At 43.6% G+C, this 21,314-nt stretch carries 21 protein-coding genes; all 21 read right to left on the minus strand.

Annotated elements, in window-relative coordinates; genetic code table 11:
• Nucleotides 1-289: 289 nt before the first annotated feature.
• The 21 genes from MHI38_RS13040 to MHI38_RS13140 all read right to left on the minus strand — a co-directional run bounded on the left by MHI38_RS13040 (nt 290) and on the right by MHI38_RS13140 (nt 21,293).
• Nucleotides 290-1,198 carry a YitT family protein gene (locus tag MHI38_RS13040; RefSeq protein WP_090922958.1) on the minus strand — a complete coding sequence of 303 codons (909 nt, stop codon included), beginning with the start codon at nt 1,196-1,198 and terminating at the stop codon, nt 290-292.
• Nucleotides 1,199-1,324: 126 nt separating this feature from the next.
• Nucleotides 1,325-2,438 (minus strand): peptide chain release factor 2 gene (prfB, locus tag MHI38_RS13045; protein ID WP_154891301.1). Its coding sequence is split into 2 segments (ribosomal slippage): nt 1,325-2,365 and nt 2,367-2,438, totalling 1,113 coding nucleotides; the frame shifts between segments, so codons are not numbered across the junction.
• A gap of 288 nt (nt 2,439-2,726) precedes the next feature.
• Nucleotides 2,727-5,231 (minus strand): preprotein translocase subunit SecA, encoded by a 2,505-nt coding sequence (gene secA, locus MHI38_RS13050; RefSeq protein WP_154891348.1) that lies wholly within the window; start codon nt 5,229-5,231, stop codon nt 2,727-2,729.
• Between the two features lie 742 nt (nt 5,232-5,973).
• Entirely contained in the window at nt 5,974-6,534 is a 561-nt protein-coding gene (gene hpf, locus MHI38_RS13055; RefSeq protein WP_090922954.1) for a ribosome hibernation-promoting factor, HPF/YfiA family, read from the minus strand.
• Between the two features lie 417 nt (nt 6,535-6,951).
• Nucleotides 6,952-7,149, minus strand: a complete 198-nt coding sequence (locus MHI38_RS13060; RefSeq protein WP_024631599.1) for a cold shock domain-containing protein — start codon at nt 7,147-7,149, stop codon at nt 6,952-6,954.
• Between the two features lie 293 nt (nt 7,150-7,442).
• Entirely contained in the window at nt 7,443-7,796 is a 354-nt protein-coding gene (locus MHI38_RS13065) for a hypothetical protein (RefSeq protein WP_090922953.1), read from the minus strand.
• 1 nt (nt 7,797) lies between these two features.
• On the minus strand, nt 7,798-8,175 hold the full coding sequence (gene fliS / locus MHI38_RS13070) for a flagellar export chaperone FliS (RefSeq protein WP_090922951.1): 378 nt from the start codon (nt 8,173-8,175) through the stop codon (nt 7,798-7,800).
• 20 nt (nt 8,176-8,195) lie between these two features.
• Nucleotides 8,196-9,701 carry a flagellar filament capping protein FliD gene (gene fliD / locus MHI38_RS13075; protein ID WP_154891302.1) on the minus strand — a complete coding sequence of 502 codons (1,506 nt, stop codon included), beginning with the start codon at nt 9,699-9,701 and terminating at the stop codon, nt 8,196-8,198.
• 13 nt (nt 9,702-9,714) lie between these two features.
• The gene (locus tag MHI38_RS13080; RefSeq protein WP_090922947.1) at nt 9,715-10,104 is read right to left on the minus strand and encodes a flagellar protein FlaG; all 390 of its coding nucleotides are present in this window, start codon (nt 10,102-10,104) and stop codon (nt 9,715-9,717) included.
• A gap of 101 nt (nt 10,105-10,205) precedes the next feature.
• Nucleotides 10,206-12,113, minus strand: coding sequence for a glycosyltransferase (locus tag MHI38_RS13085; protein WP_186809793.1), 1,908 nt, complete (start codon nt 12,111-12,113; stop codon nt 10,206-10,208).
• Nucleotides 12,114-12,465: 352 nt separating this feature from the next.
• A complete protein-coding gene (hag, locus tag MHI38_RS13090) occupies nt 12,466-13,359 on the minus strand; it encodes a flagellin Hag (RefSeq protein WP_154891304.1) in 894 nt (297 codons plus the stop codon).
• 144 nt (nt 13,360-13,503) lie between these two features.
• Entirely contained in the window at nt 13,504-13,749 is a 246-nt protein-coding gene (gene csrA, locus MHI38_RS13095; protein ID WP_090922943.1) for a carbon storage regulator CsrA, read from the minus strand.
• 1 nt (nt 13,750) lies between these two features.
• Nucleotides 13,751-14,221 carry a flagellar assembly protein FliW gene (gene fliW / locus MHI38_RS13100; RefSeq protein ID WP_318294972.1) on the minus strand — a complete coding sequence of 157 codons (471 nt, stop codon included), beginning with the start codon at nt 14,219-14,221 and terminating at the stop codon, nt 13,751-13,753.
• A gap of 58 nt (nt 14,222-14,279) precedes the next feature.
• Nucleotides 14,280-14,849: a DUF6470 family protein gene (locus MHI38_RS13105; protein ID WP_090922939.1), complete on the minus strand. Its 570-nt coding sequence runs from the start codon at nt 14,847-14,849 to the stop codon at nt 14,280-14,282.
• A gap of 15 nt (nt 14,850-14,864) precedes the next feature.
• Nucleotides 14,865-15,785 carry a flagellar hook-associated protein FlgL gene (gene flgL / locus MHI38_RS13110; protein ID WP_090922938.1) on the minus strand — a complete coding sequence of 307 codons (921 nt, stop codon included), beginning with the start codon at nt 15,783-15,785 and terminating at the stop codon, nt 14,865-14,867.
• A 26-nt stretch (nt 15,786-15,811) separates the two neighbouring features.
• Nucleotides 15,812-17,368 carry a flagellar hook-associated protein FlgK gene (gene flgK, locus MHI38_RS13115; protein ID WP_090922936.1) on the minus strand — a complete coding sequence of 519 codons (1,557 nt, stop codon included), beginning with the start codon at nt 17,366-17,368 and terminating at the stop codon, nt 15,812-15,814.
• An 18-nt stretch (nt 17,369-17,386) separates the two neighbouring features.
• Nucleotides 17,387-17,890 carry a flagellar protein FlgN gene (locus MHI38_RS13120; RefSeq protein WP_154891305.1) on the minus strand — a complete coding sequence of 168 codons (504 nt, stop codon included), beginning with the start codon at nt 17,888-17,890 and terminating at the stop codon, nt 17,387-17,389.
• Between the two features lie 11 nt (nt 17,891-17,901).
• Complete coding sequence (gene flgM, locus MHI38_RS13125; RefSeq protein ID WP_090923072.1) at nt 17,902-18,186, minus strand: flagellar biosynthesis anti-sigma factor FlgM; 285 nt, start codon at nt 18,184-18,186, stop codon at nt 17,902-17,904.
• 175 nt (nt 18,187-18,361) lie between these two features.
• A complete protein-coding gene (locus MHI38_RS13130; protein WP_090922933.1) occupies nt 18,362-18,766 on the minus strand; it encodes a TIGR03826 family flagellar region protein in 405 nt (134 codons plus the stop codon).
• Nucleotides 18,767-18,995: 229 nt separating this feature from the next.
• Nucleotides 18,996-19,727 (minus strand): ComF family protein, encoded by a 732-nt coding sequence (locus MHI38_RS13135; RefSeq protein WP_308722737.1) that lies wholly within the window; start codon nt 19,725-19,727, stop codon nt 18,996-18,998.
• A gap of 309 nt (nt 19,728-20,036) precedes the next feature.
• Nucleotides 20,037-21,293 (minus strand): helicase-related protein, encoded by a 1,257-nt coding sequence (locus tag MHI38_RS13140; RefSeq protein ID WP_308722736.1) that lies wholly within the window; start codon nt 21,291-21,293, stop codon nt 20,037-20,039.
• Between the last annotated feature and the right edge of the window lie 21 nt (nt 21,294-21,314).

Raw genomic sequence — 21,314 nt, forward strand, 5'->3', positions numbered from 1 at the left:
GACACTACGATGACAGAATAATCTTCCAATCGCTGTTATCCCCAGATTTTTTAATTCCCTTTACTAAAGGGGAAAATCCGGTGATAAAGGCGACCGCTTCGCTTCTACAGATTTTTTCTGTCATCTCCGTTGATGTGTAAATTTTAGTTAGTTTGGTTGTTTTGCTTATACAGGAAAACCTGCCTAGTCTAGATCCTATATCCTAAAAAATAAAAGCAGAACCTCCCTTCCCCGTAATCGGGGTAAAGAGAGGATCTGCTTTTTTATATCTACCTCATGCTTTTAAACCTTAAATATGCTCACCGCGCTTAAAGCCTTCACCAAGCACCTCATGCGCATTACTAATGATGACAAACGCTCCCGGGTCCACAGACCGGATCAGCGCTTTCAGTCTCGGCACTTCATTTTGCCCCACCACAACCATCAGCACCGTTCGCTGGTCATCCGTATATCCACCTTTGGCCTCCAGCTTGGTCAGACCACGATCCAGATCGGCCAGAATGACTTTGGTAATCGGTTCTGTCTGGTTGGAGATGATATATGCCACCTTGGAGTATCCAAGTCCCATCTCGACGGCATCAATGACTTTACCCGTAACGTACAACCCGATTAATGCATACAGAGACTGCTCCAGCGACAGCACAAAGGCTGCCAAAATAATGACGGTTGCATCCATGATGACAACGCATAGCGAGTAACTGAGTCCACTGTATTTTTGCACAATGCGAGCCAGAATACTCATGCCCCCGGTTGAGCCTCTGCCCCGGTACACGATCCCAATCCCGAGCCCCACACCAATGCCCCCATACAGAGAGCCGAGCAACGGATTAGCCGTCGGAATCTCCCAATGACTCGTCAAATATACAAAGAGCGGCAACACAATGCTTCCAAGGATGGAACGCACACCATATTGTTTACCAATCAACAGGAAACCTGCAATTAATAACGGGATGTTAATCGCCCATTGGGTATATGCCGGTTCCCAGCCCAACCACTCGTCTCCGAGGATGGATAAACCCGAGACACCACCTGAAGCGATTTGATTGGGCAATAAAAATAAATTAAAGGCTACGGCAATCAAAAACGAACCCACAATAATAAACAGGGTATCGATGACGTTCCGCCATGGTCCATTCAGGGGAATAAATGTGGTTAACCTCTTTTTGCGTTGAGGATATGAATGTTGTTGCTCTTGCATGTTGTCGCGCGCTCCTTTTATATAACGTATCCATAATCTTCTTAACATTTCTTAAAATTGTTCAAAAAAAAGCCCCTGTATACACCAGCATGCGCCTCAGCGCACGGGTCCATACAGGAACTTGAATTAATCGTTTTCTACTTTAATTTGGCTACGCAAATAACCGTCGATGAATGCATCGAGGTCGCCGTCCATCACTGCTCCTGTATTACCTGTCTCTACGCTTGTACGGTGATCCTTTACCATACTATAGGGATGGAATACATAGGAGCGAATCTGGCTACCCCACGAAATTTCCGATTGGTCCCCTCGGATTTCGTCCAGCTGTTGTTTTTGCTCTTCGATTTTACGCTCATACAATTTCGAACGAAGCATCGTCATGGCTCGCTCACGGTTTTTGATCTGTGAACGTTCGTTCTGACAGGTCACAACCACTCCGGTCGGTATATGTGTAATCCGTACAGCGGAATCGGTAGTGTTAATATGCTGTCCACCCGCACCGCTTGCACGATACGTATCGATCTTGAGGTCTTCGGTACGAATGTCGATCTCGATGGTATCGTCGATCTCCGGCACCACATCACAAGATACGAAGGAAGTATGTCTACGGCCTGATGAGTCAAAAGGGGAGATCCGCACCAGACGGTGAACCCCCTTCTCTGCTTTCAGATAACCGTATGCGTTATGCCCTTTGATGGACAACGTCACACTCTTGATCCCCGCTTCATCACCCGGAAGATAATCCAGCACCTCAACCTTGAAGCCCCGTTTCTCTGCCCAGCGTGTGTACATACGGAGCAGCATCTGACCCCAGTCCTGCGACTCGGTACCACCAGCGCCTGGATGAAGCTCCAGAATCGCATTCATCTTGTCATACGGCTGGTTCAGGAGAAGTTGTAATTCAAACTCTTCCAGTTTGCCTACAATTGCAGCGACACTGTTGCCAATCTCCGTAGCGAGCTCTTCGTCGCCTTCTTCATCAGCCAGCTCAGCCATCATCAATGCATCATCATAATCCTGTTGCAACTTCGCGTACTGATCTACCGAACCTTTCACTGCGTTCATCTCTGCAATGACGGCTTGCGCTTTCTCATTGTCATCCCAGAAGTCTGGAGCTGACATCTTCTCTTCAAAGTTCTCAATCATCTCTTGCTTGAGATCTAAGTCAAAGAGACCCCCTAAGGTTTGTTAATTTCTTGCCTATTTCACGCAGGTCCTGCTTCACGCTTGGATCGATCATGTGCAATTCCTCTTTTCATTAAGATAAGCTCCCCGCATCCGGGAAGTTCAATAATCAAGATCAAGTCTCGGATACAATATACCGTGAGGCTTGCGCATACTGTTACCAGCAGGCACGTCACCCCTCAATCAGCATCATATGATTATTCATATGCACCGATTATCGGATATGCATCCTCCACTTTATCTTATTGAACCCCCGGCTGCAAGGAGCCGTATAAGTGAAACGATATAGATTAAACTAACCTATCTTACATTGGGTACTTCGATAAAAGGAATGAAACGAAAACTACTCTTGACCATGACAGTGTTTAAACTTTTTGCCACTGCCACACGGACAAGGATCATTACGGCCGATTTGGTCAGAAACTTTCACCGGACGTTTCTCAGCAGGTTCACCGCTTGTCGAGATCTGACTCTCGTCCACTACGGCCTGACGCTCCTGGTTGCTTTCGATCTGTGCTTTCATCACATACGTCGCAACTTCTTCCTGAATTGAAGCGATCATCTGATGGAACATCTCGAAACCTTCGAATTGGTACTCACGAAGTGGGTCTGTACCACCGTATGCACGGAGGTGAATACCTTGGCGCAATTGATCCATTGCATCAATGTGATCCATCCACTTGCTGTCTACTGCACGAAGCACAACAACCTTCTCGAATTCACGAACCATATCTTCACCGATACGTTCTTCACGGGCATTGTACTTGTTCTGTACTTTCTCGAACAGATACTCAATGATCTCTTCAGCTTCTTTGCCCCAAAGGTCATCTTTGGTAATCGATCCTTCATCCAGTAATTTGCTGTTCATGAAGTCCGCAACCTCTTGCAGCTCCCAGTTCTCCGGAATCTCGTCACTGCAGTGTGCTTCAACGATACGTTCAATGGAAGGTTTGATCATATCCATAACGATTTGTTTAATATTTTCAGACTCCAATACCTCACGACGCTGTTTGTAGATGATCTCACGTTGTTGGTTCATGACATCATCATACTGGAGTACCACTTTACGTACGTCAAAGTTATTACCTTCAACCCGCTTCTGCGCAGATTCTACAGCACGTGTAATCATGCGGCTCTCGATCGGCTGATCTTCTTCAAAACCAAGACGCTCCATCATGTTGAGCACGTTGTCCGCACCGAAACGTTTCATCAATTCATCGCCCAGCGACAGGTAAAACTGTGTGGAACCCGGGTCACCCTGACGTCCCGCACGACCACGCAACTGGTTATCAATCCGGCGTGATTCGTGGCGCTCTGTACCGATGATATGAAGGCCGCCAACTTCAGCCACACCTTCACCCAAAATAATATCTGTACCCCGACCGGCCATGTTCGTTGCAATCGTTACTGCACCCGCTTGACCCGCGCCAGAGATAATTTCAGCTTCTTCCGCGTGAAACTTAGCATTCAAGACCTGGTGTCTGATGCCGCGACGTTTCAGCATGTCCGATAGACGCTCCGAGTTCTCAATGGATACCGTACCCACCAGAACCGGTTGGTTTTTGCTGTGGCGCTCTACAATCTCTTCCACAACCGCTTTGAACTTGCCATCAATGCTCTTGTAGACCACATCCGCCATATCATCCCGTTTGTTTGGACGATTCGTCGGAATTTGCAGTACTTCAAGTCCATAGATTTTCTTGAACTCTTCTTCCTCTGTTTTTGCTGTACCTGTCATCCCCGCAAGTTTGCGGTACATCCGGAAGTAGTTCTGGAAAGTGATTGTTGCCAGCGTCATACTCTCGTTCTGAACTTCAATGCCTTCTTTGGCTTCAATCGCCTGGTGCAATCCATCACTGTAGCGACGTCCAGCCATCAGACGGCCTGTGAATTCATCAACGATCATGACCTCTTCATCCGTGACAACATAGTCCACATCACGACGCATGATTACATTAGCTTTCAGAGCCTGTACAATGTGGTGATTCAGCGTCACGTTGGCATGATCATACAAGTTCTCAATACCAAAAGCTTTCTCCGCTTTAGCCACGCCACCCTCAGTCAGCGCCACGGATTTCACTTTGATATCCACCGTAAAATCTTCTTCCGGTACAAGACGTTTCACAAAACGGTCCGCTGCATAATACAGATCGGTCGATTTCTGAGCTTGTCCCGAAATGATCAATGGTGTACGTGCCTCATCTACGAGGATGGAGTCTACTTCGTCAATGATACAGAAGAACAATGGACGTTGTACCATTTGCTCTTTGTACAGCACCATGTTGTCACGAAGGTAGTCGAACCCGAATTCATTGTTCGTACCATACGTAATGTCACATGCATATGCATGCTGTTTCAGTGCATGGTCCATACCGCTGAGGTTAACCCCAACTGACATGCCCAGGAATTCATAGATTTGTCCCATCTCCTGGCTATCCCGTTGCGCCAAATAGTCATTGACTGTGACTACGTGTACACCTTTGGACATCAATGCATTCAAATATACCGGCAGTGTTCCTACCAGTGTTTTACCTTCACCCGTTTTCATCTCAGAAATACGGCCTTCGTGCAGCGCAATCCCGCCAAGCATTTGTACATCATAATGACGTTTGCCCAATACGCGGCGTGATGCCTCACGTACGGTTGCAAATGCTTCAGGAAGAAGTTCATCCGTCGTTTCTCCCTTTTCAATCCGGGCACGGAATTCCTCCGTTTTGCCTTTCAACTGCTCATCAGACAATGCCTGAAATTGTGGTTCCAGTTTATTGATCACATCGACCGTCTTCATCAGACGTTTCACATCACGCTCGTTCATGTCTCCGAAGATCTTTTTGACAAGTCCTAACATGGTATACCCCTTTCGTGCAAAACAGAATAGACCCCCTGCTGCCGCCATACGACACCATCGGATGGATTGTTGATCCATTTCCCCCTGGGGGTAACAAACAAAAAAACATATGAGATGAATCAACTCCAGGCTTGCCACAGTTACTCATGAAGCTGATCGTATTCACCCGGCTCTGGTTTATGAAATACATGCCAGAATTCGAGCTATTGAATCATGTTCATGGTGCTGTGTCTGTCATTGATTATGATTAGCGATCATTCGTTGACAATTCCTCATCAGGACAATGATTCTCTTTGCATAAATTGTAACAGTTTGTAAGGGTCGCCGCAACACGCCGTAGCAGACTTCTTTGAACTTCATCCCCCGTATAAACCGAGTTTTAGTGCAAAAAATCATAGTCGTTATCGGAAGTTGCAAATGGACTGTTTTATTTCCCGAGATGTTGCAAGGATCAATCAATCATTTGTGGGAAATATGGAATTTAATATCAAAATTCATTTTAACTTTTATAATTCTACTTTTGTTTTGATTTTCCTGCTGACTCCTAATCTATTAGACGCAACAATATAGCGAATAGTTTCATCATTTTATTTCCATCTTGCAATTCATTCGCTACGCACAAAAGAGCCCCATCCCTAGAAGGATGGAAGCTCTCGTTAAGTTCAATTCAGGAAGCATAGGCTCCTGCTTATATTCAATACTAAGGGCTAACTATTCAATTGAAGCGATGCTGTAAGTATACTTAACCTTGCTCAATCAAGCCATACTTGCCATCGTTCCGTTTGTAAACCACGCTTACTTCCTCATTCTCGATGTTGGAAAATACGAAGAAGTTATGACCAACCATGTTCATCTGGAGGATTGCCTCTTCCACATCCATTGGTTTTAACATAAAACGTTTCGTACGTACAACTTCCAAATCATCATCCGTATCCGTGTCCAGTTCGGCTGTAGCCACTGTGCCTGTCGGATCTTCTACGAAGAGAGTCTTCAGGCTACCTTCCTGACGGAATTTACGGTTAATTTTCGTTTTGTGTTTGCGAATTTGACGTTCCAACTTGTCCACAACGGCGTCAATGGATGCGTACATATCATCGCTCTCATCTTCAGCACGGAGCACAAAGCCCTTCAAAGGAATCGTCACCTCAACTGTATGCAAGCCTCTAGTTGTGCTCAGTGTAACGGCACCGTCAGAGGTAAGGGGTGCATCGAAATACTTCTCGAGTCTACTCAACTTTTTGTCGACATAATCTTTCAAAGCTTCGGTAACCTCGATTTGTTGACCTCGAATACTTAAATTCATAGGGCACTCCTCCTTTATCTTTGCCACTTCATTATAACACGAATGTAAGCGCCATGTAAAAACTCCCGGTGACCGAATAATGACATCTGCTCCAGTCACATCAACCAACGTAAGTTTAACGCCATATTTCGTGATTTTTCGGCATTTTCGAGCAAAATCACAGATTTAACTGGATTGTATATCTGGCGCTTGATCATCTATTTAACCGTTTTTGAGGTTCCTCAATCTGTTATGTAGAACTAGCTTATCCTGACCCTTAAGCTGCCCCCGTTTTGTCCGGTAATGGAGAGATCAACTTTCTTATATTTTAAACTCTATCAACACAAAAAAAGACCCCGGATCACCGGAGTCTGATGCTAGCGATAATTCAATTTGGTAACCATCTAACCATATATGTAGGTCGGATTGTCCGGATGATTATAATTTGATTACGTTAGCTGCTTGCGGTCCACGTGCGCCTTCGACGATGTCGAATTCTACGGATTGACCTTCTTCCAAAGTTTTGAAGCCTTCGGATTGAATTGCGGAGAAGTGTACGAATACGTCGCCGCCGTCTTCAGTCTCAATGAAACCGTAACCTTTTTCTGCGTTGAACCATTTTACTTTACCTTGCATGCACTAACATTCCCTTCGTCATCAAATGAAGTGAAGCTCTGGCCAAGACCCTAGCCCACAACTCAGATGATATCACCTAAACTTATCCATTGTCAATTGGTAAAGAAAATGTTTTCTTGGTATTTTTTGTAGATTTATAGGGAGAAATGTTGAAAGTTTCACGTTGGACTGTTTCAACTAAGTATAAATCATCAAAAACGAATATACTATTTTTTGTTGTGCATATTTATTTTTAACATGAATTAAAAAAGAGACCAAGAGTTCATCTGAACCCCTGATCTTTTTGTAAAAGATTATTTTCTTTTATCCATAAGGTAACTATCTGCTGCATACTTGGCTTCATAGAGGTTACGTTGACTACGTGCTGCATTCCGCTGCATCAACCACTGCTGAGCCTCATCTTTTAACGCTAACATATGAGACTCAATCAACGCATCATAAGCAAGAATATGATTCAGCTTCGTATGTTGTTCTTGATTTGCCTTAGCAGGCCCGCCCAACCTTATTAAACGTTCTACGATCGACTGACGTTCATTCACAAAAGCTTCAGTCTCATCTGATGATTTTGTGTTGATTTCTTTTACGAAAGCATCTGTTAATATCGCGAGTTCATCTATCAGCTGGTTTATCTGATCTTTGCTTTCCATACTACATTGTTCCTGCGGTCTGTTTATTGATCACGACCCAGGTTTCTCTTAGCTCTTGTAAATACCCTAATGCTTCCTCACCCAGACTCGAATTCTTTTTAATATTCGCCTGAATAAGCAAATGATTCGTATACTCGTATAGAGCAAACAAATCTTTAGCTACCGGGTAGGATTGATTCAAGGTTGACATTAGTTCACTAACAATTGTCTGAGCTTTACCTAAGTTCACATTTGCTTTGTAGTAATCTTTCGTTTGTATACCATCCAATCCTGCCTTAACAAAGCGAATGGCCCCATCATATAACATGATCACCAGCTGACCTGGTGTTGAGGTCTGTACAGAATTCTGTTTATATTTCTCATAAGGAGATTTAATCATTTCAAATCCTTCCTCCTCTTTTACTTAAAGTAGCTTGCCAAACTGGAAGATTGGGATTGGAACTGACTCATTGCTTTCTCCATCGCTGTAAATTGTTTATAATATCGCGTTTCCCAATTCGTCATTTTCCGCTCCAAGTTTGAGATACGATTATTATAATCTTTTAATTGTTCTCCCATAATACTTTCTGTTTTCAAAGCCATGGAAGCATTCGTATCAAATTTGGATGTACCTACTTTTTTCGTAAACATATCCAACGTTTCATTTAACTTTCCTCTTATTTCACCAAAAATAGGCTTGCCATTAAGATCGGAGGCAGAACCGCGGAAAATAGATAAAACCTTATCCGGATTCGTCGTTAAAGCTGCTGTTAACTTAGCTTCATCAATTTTCAATTGCCCCTTCTCATAATATTGCCCTGTCGTGATTCCGGCTTCGCTAAGACCTTTAAGATTATTGCTAATAATCATTCTCATGGTGGTTACAGTATCACTGAGAATACCATCATTTTTCAGGATACCACTCTTAGCCTTTTCTTCCCATTTTTTAATATCATCTTCCTTCATGGACTCGCGTTGTTCATCTGTTAAAGGTTTAAAGTCACGATAAGTTTGTTCTGATATTTTGGAATTCATCAGTCCTAGTAATTCATTATACGAATCCACAAATGATTTAATGGTCTCTACAGCCTTGGTAGGATCAGACTGGGTTGTGATTTTGGAGTTGGTAGCACCTGTGACTTCCAAAAAAGTCAATTTAACTCCATTAACCGTGAGACTGTCTGTGGAAGGCTTATACGTTTCAGTACCACCTAACCCGCTTGTAACGGTAACTTCTCCTTCAGTATAGTTCACCTTCCCACCTGTTCCAAAGTTAGCCGGAGCATCAAGTTTCAGTGCTCCTAACAACGAGCTAGTCTTAGATAATTTGTTACTATCCGTATCGGTTATTGCTTTACCAAATTCCTTATGTGTGATTGTAAACTTGCCACTAATTTCATCAAAAGTTGCATTCACTGTTGGAACCTCTGAGTTAATTCTTGCTATCACAACAGCTATTGAATCCGTGCTACCAAATTGGACCGTTTTATCGTTAATATTCAAATCATACGTTCCCGGAGTTGCACTTCCAGTAAGATCGGCCAGAGTTGTTGCTCGCGTAGCTTTTGTTCCACCAACCTGCAGCTCAACTGAACTTTTCATAATTGCCTTCTCAGCAAGCTTAGTGACCTTGACTTCCAAGGAAACATTGCTTGCATCTGCGTTGGCTTCAGCTTTGACAGCTGTAGAATTCCCACTCACCGTTGATTTTTGAGTATTTAGCAATTCCGATTTACTACTCATATCAAATAATTTATTACTCATTTGTACAATTTTACTGTTTAGTTCTCTATAGCTGTCGCGAGTCCAATCGAAAATTTGCTTCTGTTGCTTTAATTTATCTAGAGGGACACGCTTTACTGACATCAACGATTTGACCATACTGTCGACATCCATACCTGAAAAGCCATTAATTCTTGATACCATTCATTTCACCCTCCTACACCTTTTCGTCGATCACAATCCCTGCAATTTCCATCATTTTGGCAACTAGATCCAGTGTTTTCTCAGGTGGGATCTCTCGAAGAACCTCTCCAGTTTCCTTATTAAGAACCTTAACGAGAATTTGATGCGTTTTCTCGTGTACACTCATCTCTAGGGTCGTTGTTGGGCCCTGAAGAGCTTTAACGGCCTTATCAATGGCTTTGATGAGTTGTTCATCGCCAGGTGGAATATTCATTCCTTGCCGTTCCAATTTGGATAAATCCGTTCCGTTTCTAACCGATTGTAATAACATGCTGTCCTTATTACTCCGAGGCTCAACTGATGTGTTATTTGTAGCTGAAGAAGTCCCAGTCACATTGGTAGAAAGTGAAAACTGTAGATTCATCGTTCATCCCCCGATGGAATTATTTATTATATTTATCGGTAATCTTTAAGTGAGAATGTAGAGAATTATAGTAAAATTAAGATTTGATCTTAGTGATGGACTCAGTTAGATGACAAAATACGAGCATCATACACGGGTTGAACCCAAGCAGCTGAAGGGAATTTCTCCATCATTTCTTTTCTCATTTTCATCATAGCTTCTTGATCATTATTATTTTCGTAAAGCCTAAAATTCCGCTCGTATGTTTCATAACTGGAGTCTAAGTTCAATAATTTGGTATAGAACAATTCTGCATCTTCAAAATAGTTGTTTCGGAAACACAAATCCCCTAAAAGCCTTACAATTCCCGGATGATTTGGTGATTCCTTGTACACACCAACCAACATATCAATCGCTAACTCGTCAAATCTATACTCGCTGAGAATTTTACATATATTCAAAACATTTTTAGAATCGTTATCTATCAGTTTTTGAGTCAGCTCCTGGAATAGCTCAAACTCCTCAATCATGATCAATTGTTTACAAAGTGTAAATAGAACATTTTGCAACGGTTTAGTAATAGAGCCTGTCAACTTTTCATCTTTAAAGAGTTGTTTGATTATTTTCATCTCTTTGACGCCAAAATTCATTGCAAATTGAATTTTATCCATTACACTCTTGTCCTTAAATATATAGGCCATCAGTAGAACATCTTGTATATTTTCTCTATTGCCCAAGTTATTAATATCTTCCAAAGCTGTTCTCATTAGATTCTTGTCTTTACTATATATCTTGGCAATCGTATGAATATGCGGCTCCGTTGTGATGTTGAATTTGCTCAAGTAGTGGTTCAACAACGGATGACGCAAACTGTACAAAATATTCATTAAATTCTGGAGATCTTCTATGGTGTTCAGTTTATAGTGTTCCTCTATAATCTGTTTGCACTCGTCCGCAGATTGATTTATTTTAAGGCTGAACTGTAAGTAATCCTGCAAGACATGCGCAGTGTTCCCTTTTACCCTCATCGCGTTAATTCTCTCCAAGTAACTTTTATCCAATTGGTTCGTTTTCTCATACATATCCGCCAATTGAAGATGCGCCATATATCCTCCGCTACCCTCGGTAACCATCGTACCTTGATCGCCTAATTTAATACATTCATGGAAACACGTTTCGGCGTCTTTGAAATATCCATTCCTCGCATATATAATACCTTGAATGTATTTCATCTCCGTTTCTGAAGGGAAGATCCTCGTGGCATCCACTAGTATACCAACGGCATCCTCAAATTGACCGGTCTCATGAAGTGCAAATGATAACTTTGTGAGCAGCTCAGGGATATATACTTTGTCCTTGCCCAGCGAGTACGATTTTTGAAAATAAGTAACCGCTTTTTTAAAATCATTCATACCAAAATAGGTTTTCCCCATATTATATAGGTTGTAGGCTGTAGGATTCTCCTGAACTTCCAGTTTCATTAAAGGCAGATTACGCTTATGTTTCTTCTCTTCCAATATTTCCTCATCCATGTATCCTACATGCTGAATTGTTGATAGCGACATAACACCACGGTATTTAGAGTTGTCGTCCAGTATGTTAAGATGCTCATGCAATCTATTTTCATATTTTAGGCCAATGTTGTTCCGGAACAACCTCACAGCTGTGTGTATAAATGATTGATTAAATTTCATATGATTATTAATATTAAATACATAATAATCGTAGTCTTTCTTTAATTCCTCCTGTAGATTTACATCTGCATCAAAATATTCATCTGCATCCATCACAAGAATATAATCTGATTTTGCCAGCTCTATTGCATAATTTCTCGCGGCAGAGAAATCATTCACCCAATTGAAGGAATATATATTTGGGGTATATTTCTTGGCGATATCTAATGTTTCATCCGTCGAGCCTGTATCCACGATAATAATCTCACTAACAATCTGTTTTACACTCTCTAGGCACTTCTCCAAGTACTTCTGTTCATTTTTAACAATCATGCAAAGGGAAATCGTTTTGTCCATTAGATCCACTCGTCTCTTCATTAGTAGTATTTGAATTCATTCAATGACATCACATCGTAAAGTATAGATCCATAACACTTCATCATACCTGAATTTCAATTTATATGAATGAGCATGAGGTATATGCAACAGTATACCGAGCTTCCTCTGCTCTATATTTTTCTTGTTAATGTTTGTTAAAACACTATCCATAATCTATTTCAATAGAACACTCAAATTAAACAAAGACAGTTCTAATTTCTAATAACATGTCATGCACACTTAGATTCTGATTATTAGACGAGGCATAGTAAAAAAGGTTGTCGATGTGAAAATCGACAACCTTTTCTTACCCATAAATGCTGAGTTAAAATTAACGCAACAATTGCAGAACAGCTTGCGGCTGTTGGTTTGCTTGTGCCAACATCGCTTGGGAAGCTTGAGCCAAGATGTTGTTTTTCGTTTGGTTCATCATTTCTTTTGCCATGTCTACGTCACGAATACGGGATTCAGCAGCAGACAAGTTCTCGGAAGTTGTTCCCAAGTTGTTAATTGTGTGCTCCAAACGGTTTTGGTAAGCACCCAGTTTAGCGCGCTCAGTAGAAACTGTTTCAATCGCGTTGTTGATTGTTGTGATTGCAGCATTTGCAGAAGTTGCGCTGGAGATACTGATACCGCCAGTTACAGCTGCTGCTGTGCCACCAGTTGCGGAAGTGGATCCAGTAGCTGCGCCAACGCCCAGGCTTGCAGCATCCATCGCTTTGATTGTCAGAGAGATGTTTTGGTCAGCATTTGCACCAATGTGGAAGCTCAGGTTAGCAGCACTTGTTACGGAAGAACCGCTGTCCGCGAAACCGTTAAGCAATTTCTTAGTGTTGAACTCAGTTGTATTAGAGATACGAGTGATCTCTTTCGCCAACTCGTTTACTTCATCTTGCAATGCAGTACGGTCTTTATCTGTGTTTGTATCATTGGAAGATTGTACAGCAAGCTCACGCATACGTTGCAGGATGGAGTGAGTTTCGTTCAACGCACCCTCAGCTGTTTGGATCAAGGAAATGCTGTCTTGAGCATTTTTAGTAGCCATATCCAAACCGCGGATTTGACCGCGCATTTTTTCGGAAATTGCCAAACCTGCAGCATCGTCACCAGCACGGTTGATACGCAGACCGGAAGACAATTTTTCAATTGCTTTGTTTGTGTTTGTTGTGTTTGCACCCAGTTGACGGTGTGTGTTCATTGCAGCGATATTGTGGTTGATAATCATTAGAAATTTCCTCCCTGAAAATAAGTTAGTTCCACATCCATGTGGTAAACGCCGCGACATTAAGGTCGGCCGCCCTGCTGAAGCAGCGTCTAAACTATATATCGACAGGAAGTGAAGAACTCTTTATAGTAAATTGGAATATTTTTATTTTTTTTTGTTCTCTATTCCTTGCAGTAGCTCCATAAAAGCTGCAACGCTGGGAGCATCCGGTTTAGCTGATTCCCGGTTAGCTTCCTGGATAGACGCATATACCTCTTTTCGAAAGATATCAATCTGTTTGGGAGCAGATATACCGATTCGTACCGTGTCCCCTTCTACTGCGAGAACGGTTACCTCGATGTTATCCTGAATGATTATCGACTCGCCCTTTTTACGTGACAATACTAACATATCAGGCTCCCCCCTCTGTCGTCGTTAATTCTTCCGTCCAGATGAGATGTCTGGTCATATAGTCCGATTGGAGAAGGACAACTTGCTTCCCTACTCTCTTGACGGGATTAATGACTACTGGAGCCAGCAAATTCATGGTTGATTTCGTAATCTCGGAATGAATCGTAACGATCGAGAATACAGCAACTTCTTCCTCAATCTCCAATTCTTCTTTATCTTCATCGCTCAGTTCAAAGCTGTAATCCTGTTTAAATTCAAACGGGCTAACCACCAAAAATGAAAGTTCTTTCTCCTTCACTGATTGTAAATAGCTGAAAGGTGTCTCTTCCCAAGGAATTAAAGCAAACGTAGTCTCATCTTCAAATCCAGGCAGACCTCTGGAGAACTCATAAATACTTTGCTCATCGACTTCAATCTTACCCCAATTACTTGTCTCAATAAAAATGATAAACGCCTCCCTGGCGATAATAATTTTAGATAAAAAAAGCTATAGCGGATGCTTACAACCGTCTATAGCTCTATAGTATAACTTATAATCCGATATCTATTGAAGGCGGGATATACTGTATGGAAGCATATTGTTGTACATAGATATCCAGTTTCCCGCGTTGATACTCGATCTCAGGTTTGTTCACGGTGACATTCATTTCCGATTCTCCTGCTTCAAAACGAACGTCAGGCGCTCTCGTGTTAACACGAATGCTCACATTATCCATAGATGCCGGTGTACGCGTCTCTGGAAACGGTTTGGCTTGCCAGTTCGTCCCGACAATGTTGGCAATCGTATTACCTGGCTTATGAATTGCCGCCAGTTCATTTCCTTGCTGTACACGCTCGGCCATATTTTGCAGAAAAATCTGCTGAATGCCTGAATAGATCCGGGCATTCATATCAATCATATTCCCTCCATGATAGGCCGAGAAGGCCTTGGACTGATCGATATTAAGATCTATCGGATGGCTTTGTATCGTTAACTTCCCAGGCTTCGTATGGAGCTCTACATCTGCTTTCGGTTGCCGGATGGAATACTGCCCCATGTCCGCATCTATATGAAGTACTGTAGGCGTTGTCTGGATTTGCAGCATTGGAATAATACTCACAAGAGGATCTCCCCTTTATCTCAGAAAGTCAACCAAAGATTGGGATATGATTTTCGCTCCTGTAGATAGAGAAGCGTTGTAAATATTCTCCTGGATTTTAGATTTGATGGACAATTCAGCATAATCCGCATCCTCAACCTTGGACTGTAGATCGGACAAATTCACTTCAAGATCACTCAATCTACCTTGCATCAGTTCTATACGATTTGTTTTTGCACCAATTTCAGCTCGAATAGAAAGCATTTTATTGGTCCGCGTATCAATATTGTTTAGTTGATTAGACAATTCCTTCTGATCTCCACTAGCCAGAGCCTGACTAATGGTATTAAAGATTACAAACAGGTTATCTGCCTCAGCTGCGTTTCCAAATACCTCATTGCCCGTGACATTGATCGGGAGTTGAACAGCTTCACCGACAATAAAATTAATCTTGCCTGTATCAGTAAGAACTGAAGCAGCGCCAGATGTGTCAAATGATCCATCCGGATTTGCAGGAAAATCGTATGGCTTAACGTCATAGGTTTCGCCGTTAAAAACATACTTTCCGTTTAGTGTGCTATTTGAGATATCTATGAGCTGTGCTTTGAGTTGTTTGACTTCTTCATTGATGCTGTCCAGAGCCGACTGTGGATTCGTTCCCGTTGCCGCTTGAACTGTCAATTCTCTCAAACGCTGTACCACACTACCGGCCTGATCCATAACGGTATCATTGAAATCCAGCCAAGATATCGCGCTATCCACATTTTTCTGATATTGCTCATTGGATGATAGTTCCGCACGGTACCGGAGAGAATAAGTAATACCAACCGGATCATCTGAAGGCTTATTAATCTTACGCCCTGTTGCCAATTGAGTTTGAGTAGTGTTCATTTGCTGTGCATTGCGGTTCAGGTTAAGAATCAACTGTGAACTCAACATGTTATTGGTAACTCTCATTTTAATTTACTCACTCCTCTCTATGTTTATCTGCCTACTGTACCTGTGGAATTAATTAATTTCTCTAATAATTGGTCATATGCCGTCATAAAGCGTGCTGAAGCACTGTATGCATGCTGGAATTTAATCATATTCGACATCTCTTCATCCAGCGATACTCCACTGACCGATTGGCGTCTCGTGTTGACCTGTTCGACCAAAAATTCCGAATTCGATGTTTGGCGAGCTGCTTCCTGAGACTGTACACCGAGTTGACCTACTATCGCGCTAAATTGAGCCCCGATTGTTGCATTACGCAAACCGTCAGCTGATTTCATCGGCGTGTCTTTAAGATTAGCCATCAGATTAGCCAGTGTATTATTCCCTTTGATTATCGTTTCTGTTCCAGATGCATTCGTTGTTGTTCGAAGTGAAGTTGCAATCTTGTTTGGATCAGCCACTATGGCGGCATTCAAGGAGATATTCCCGGCTGTAATTGCGGTTCCACCTCCAGCCGCAGTAAAGAAAGGTAATCCTCCATTGTTCGTACCATCCAGACTATACCCAAGTTGATGCAATCCGTTTAAACCTTTGACAGTGACCTTCAGATCACTAGCCAATGTTCGTGTCGCTCCTGTGTATGTAACATTATTCAGAACGGTATTATCAGGTAGTACAGAACCTGCAGGTATTGTGATCTCGATATCCCCGTTAGCTAACGTATTCGCTAGCTCATCCATTTGTTTACGGTAGTCACTCACCAGCGTATCTCTGGATTTGATCATGCCATGAACCTCACCGTTGGTGAGCGTACCAGCTGTATATGCGTTATTCAAAAACGCTGAATCTACCACTGTTTGTACCACTCCGCCAGTCACAAGCTCTTGTCCATTCATTTGAACCTGATAACCCTGTGGCGAATCCGTGACGGTAATATTCATAATTTTGGACAGTTTGTCTGCCATTAAGTCACGTTGGTCACGTAGGTCGTTTGCATTATCCCCTAGGGACTCTACCTTTACAATTGCACTGTTAAGGTTCGCAATATTACCCAGATAACCTTGGATTTCATTACTCTTGACCGCAATATTGCTGTCCAAATCCTGACTTAGAGCGTCCAATTGGCGACTAATCTGGTTCATCGCGTCTGTAAGAGCCAGTGTCGTCTCTTTAACAATCCGTCGAGCCGTAACGTCTTCCGGGTTTTTACTCAGATCGGACCAGGATTTATAGAAATTATCCATAACCGTCCGGAAACCCGTGTCCGATGGCTCATTTACAATCGCCTCGAGTTTTTCCAGTGTATCTCGCTGAATCGACCAACTCCCGAAGTTGGTATTTTCGTTTCGATACTGGTCATCCAGAAACTTCTCGCGAACACGTGTGATCGAGTCGAACTCTACTCCTGTTCCGAGTTGTCCTGGTGCTGTGCTGTGCAAAAATGCAAACGGCTCCATAGGAATGGAAGCCTGCATGTTCACCTTCTGACGTGAGTATCCTTCCGTGTTGGCGTTGGCTACGTTATGGCCTGTTGTGCTAAGAGCGGCCGTCTGTGTGAACAAACTGCGTTTAGCCGTTTCGATTGAATGAAATGTAGATGTCACCTGGTTTCCCCCTATTAATCAGGCACGCGTGTCGAACAGACCGATTCGCCCTGGATTGCCGTGTTTATCAGCAGGATGCTGATAAGTTGCATCCTGTTCAGGTCTCGAAGCAAACATGTCCATAGATAAATCAATAAACATTAATGATTGCTCGATCAGCTTTTGATTGAGTTGATTAATCTCTTTCAATTCTTGTAATGTTTCCGCCAGCCTCTTCTGAACTTCAAACAATCGCTGTTTGTCAGCCGGATCAAAGATCAGCTTGGAAATCTCGGTAATATTCAGGTTCAGCATCGACTTGATGCCACGCTCCTGAAGTAGTTCATGAACAGCATGTAGTCGTTCTGTTTCAAGCGGCTCCTGCTGTTTCATAAACTTGGATTCCTTATTCATGATAGCAATAAGCTGGTCTACATCATTTTTGACGATAACTTCTCGTTTAAGTTGACTTAGCTCCAGCATATCACGGTGACTTTGCTCCATCTGCTCTAAAACTGCAATTAATCTGTCCAGTGCTGCCATTACCTAATCACCTATTCCTTATCAAAAGACTTGAAATACGGTAGCAGCTTATCAGCAAGCTTGCTACTGTCTACCTGGTATGTTCCTGAGCTTACCTGCTCTTTCAACTCCTGAATGCGTTGCAACCGTCCTGCATCTTGTGTACGTCCTTGTTCTTCAAGCATCTTCATCGCCTCCGGAGAAATGGATACTTCATCCTTGCGGCGGCTTTTCTTGTTCTCAGCCTGCTGATTGGACTCAACATTCCTCTGATATGAATTGATGGCTCCAATTCGACTCGGTTCATTGATTTTCATTCGAAGTGCACTTCCTTTCACCTGATTTTTTTCGTTGATATACGTATTTCTTTCTTTATCTTTATGTGTTCGAAATGAGTAGGATAATAAAAAAAACCGATAATCTTTAATAAGTTTATCGGTACGTTTCAAAACATTTGTTATAGCATTATTCGTATTTAAGACCACGTTCCTATTAATTGCGCAGTTTGTCGACGGCATTGTAGGTTCGTCCGCCTATTGGGTTGTTATCCTTCTGACCTACTTCACGAGCAGCCCCAGCCAAGTCTTTCGTTAGTCGAGTACGGCAGGAATCGCACATATGGCCTTCACGAATCAGCATTCCGCACACTTCACAAGGATACATCATATTCGGGGCGTTTTCGATGGAAATCCGTCCCTCTCGGATAAACTTCGTGATGGTTTTGATTGAGACTTCTGTCGCATCCGACAATTCCTGTATGTTGGCGCCTTTATTCTCGCGCAAATAGTCTACACAGATCTGGTATTCCTGCTCCATTTCCTTGATACAGTTCGAGCACACATCACGAAAATTCAATGCATACAATCTTCCGCAACGAGGACAATTCCCTAAATTCATCGCTAAAACTCCCCTCTCAAACTTCCTATTCCGACTAGATAATATCTATACATTACCTTATTTTCTCATATGAAGTCCATAGCATATTTACAAATATACAATGGTTTAGATTGCGTGAATATGAAATTTTTTTTTAAAGTTGGACCCCATATTTTACAAGGTTATCTTAGCTTCTGATATCTACTTCACAGTTTCCCCTAACTATTTAGGGGGAAATAACAACAAAACCTCAAGACCGTGCTAGTGTGAGTGTATAAATCTCCACCGTCACGCCGGCTTTACTTGCGGCATGTAAAATGACATGCCCACAAGCGTCTAACGTACTTCCGGTCGTGTAGATGTCATCAATTAAAAGTAATTTAAACGGCTTGCTGTAATTCTTGAGCAGGCTGAAATCAAATTCATCAAGCTTGATAGAAAAGGCATGTTTCATCGTCTCGAATCGCTCGGCGCGAGACTTGAAGCTTTGTTTCCCTGTGTTGATCTGGCGTTGCAACAGATCAACACAGGGCAAACCAGCGGTGATGGCAAGCTCTGTTGCCAGCCGCTCCGCCTGATTAAAGCCGCGTTCGGCCAGACGCTCGTCGCTCACGGGCACATACGTGACCGCATCCGGTCGCCATAGCGGCTTCCCGGTTTCTTTTTCACATATAAGAGTCAGTTCTTCACTCATCGCTTGAAAAGCTTGAGTTAACATAGCAGTTAGTAGCGGGGCGTAGCGCTCATAGCCTCGAAATTTGTACATGCTTATCCAATCTTTCATTAGATCGTTATACTGGACGGCGCTACGATTGCAGAAGAAAGAGCGATTCTGCATATGCGGGCGCACACAGTCAGGGCATCCTACACCACGCCCACAGCGCTGGCAACGGATCGAACGAATCCATGGAATCTGCTGTACACAACGCGGGCATATCCCGGAATAACGTGAGGACAACACCGCACGGGTTCCACAAGTCAAACATGGTGAACCCGGCGGGCCAAGCAGCTTATGGAGTTGTCCGGTTAAACGCTGAACATGCTCGAAAATATGAGAAATATAACTGAACATGAGGTGCTTCTCCTTTCTTAACGATATAACGAGACGACGTAGCGAGCATAAAGTATGTAATACACGTTCGGTTAGTATGTGTGAAGACCACTAGTGCTTGTGTAGCGATAGAATGGTTTTGTTTTGAAGGTGGATACTGGCGTAAATAATGGTTCGCATAAACGATTAGTCTGTAGTGAGCCTATTCAAGTTCAGTTGTGTATGTTGATGTAATGATGACTATGATCTTGGAGCTGGTGTACGGAGATAACCTTTGCGACGGGCAATCGCGTTCATTTTGCGAATCTGGGATACAGCTTTCACTTGGGAACGAGTACGGCGGGATGCAGCAAATACGACACGACCTGCCGGATCATCCAAGGAGCGCCCTGCCCGGCCTGCCATCTGTACGAGCGAGGCCTCGTCAAAAAGTCCGTTGTCTGCATCCAGAATAAACACATCGCTACGCGGGATCGTCACGCCTCGCTCCAAGATGGTGGTTGTCACGAGCAGACGGATGGAGCGTTCACGAAATGCAATGACTTTGGCGGCCCGCTCCGCATCCTGCGATGAAGTGCCTTCAATCGAGATCGCAGGAAAAGTCCGGCGCATCAGGTGCACAAAGGCCTCAATCTGGGCGATACGCGTTACAAAAACAAACACCTGAGCATCACGTTGTAAGGAAGTACGAATGCTACTCACGATGGTAGCTGGAAGTTGTTTGCGTTTGATGCATTGTGCCACAGTAGACATGTTGATCAGCTTCGGTACAGGTAGCGGATGTCGATGGAAGCGGACAGGCACTTTGGCATGAGCAAGTTTGCCCAAAGCGACCTCACGTTGCAAACGGGTTGGCGGCGTAGCGGACAAATAAATAAAATGCCCCTCCGGTTTACAGCAAGATGTAGCAGCGTGGGCCAGCATGGGATCGTTATGATAAGGAAATGCATCAAGTTCGTCGATGATCACCAGATCAAAACCTTGGTAAAAACGCATAAGCTGGTGTGTGGTGGCCAGAGTAAGCTGCGCGTCTTTCCAGCGCTCCGAACTTCCGCTATAGAGCGTTGCGAGCGAGGTGTCCGGGAATGCTTTGGCAAGGCGCGGAGCCAGCTCCAGTACAACATCCCTGCGCGGTGTAGCGACCAACGCTCGTCCCCCATGATCCAGGGTGTACTGGATTAGTGGGAAAATCATTTCGGTCTTGCCGGCCCCGGTCACGGCCCAGAGCAAGAACCGCCCCGGCCCATCCCCTGCGGGCGGCCGGGCCAAAAACGCGAGCGCCGCGGCTGCTGCCGCGCTCTGCGCTGCGCTTAGCCCCCACCGGGCGAGTCCGCCGCCGGTGGGGGCCAGGGCCGTGCCACGCGATGCTTTGCCGCGTGCGGGCACGGCCCCTTGCGCTGCACTGCGTAGCAGCAGCGCACAAGCACGGCTGCGCCCTAGCGCGAGGCATGCCTCGCAGTAGGCGCACGCCGCCAGGCCGCAGGCAGCGCAGGGCACGCGCTGCCGGGCTTCGCTGCC

This window comes from Paenibacillus sp. FSL K6-1558 (assembly GCF_038002565.1).
Lineage (GTDB): Bacteria > Bacillota > Bacilli > Paenibacillales > Paenibacillaceae > Paenibacillus > Paenibacillus polysaccharolyticus.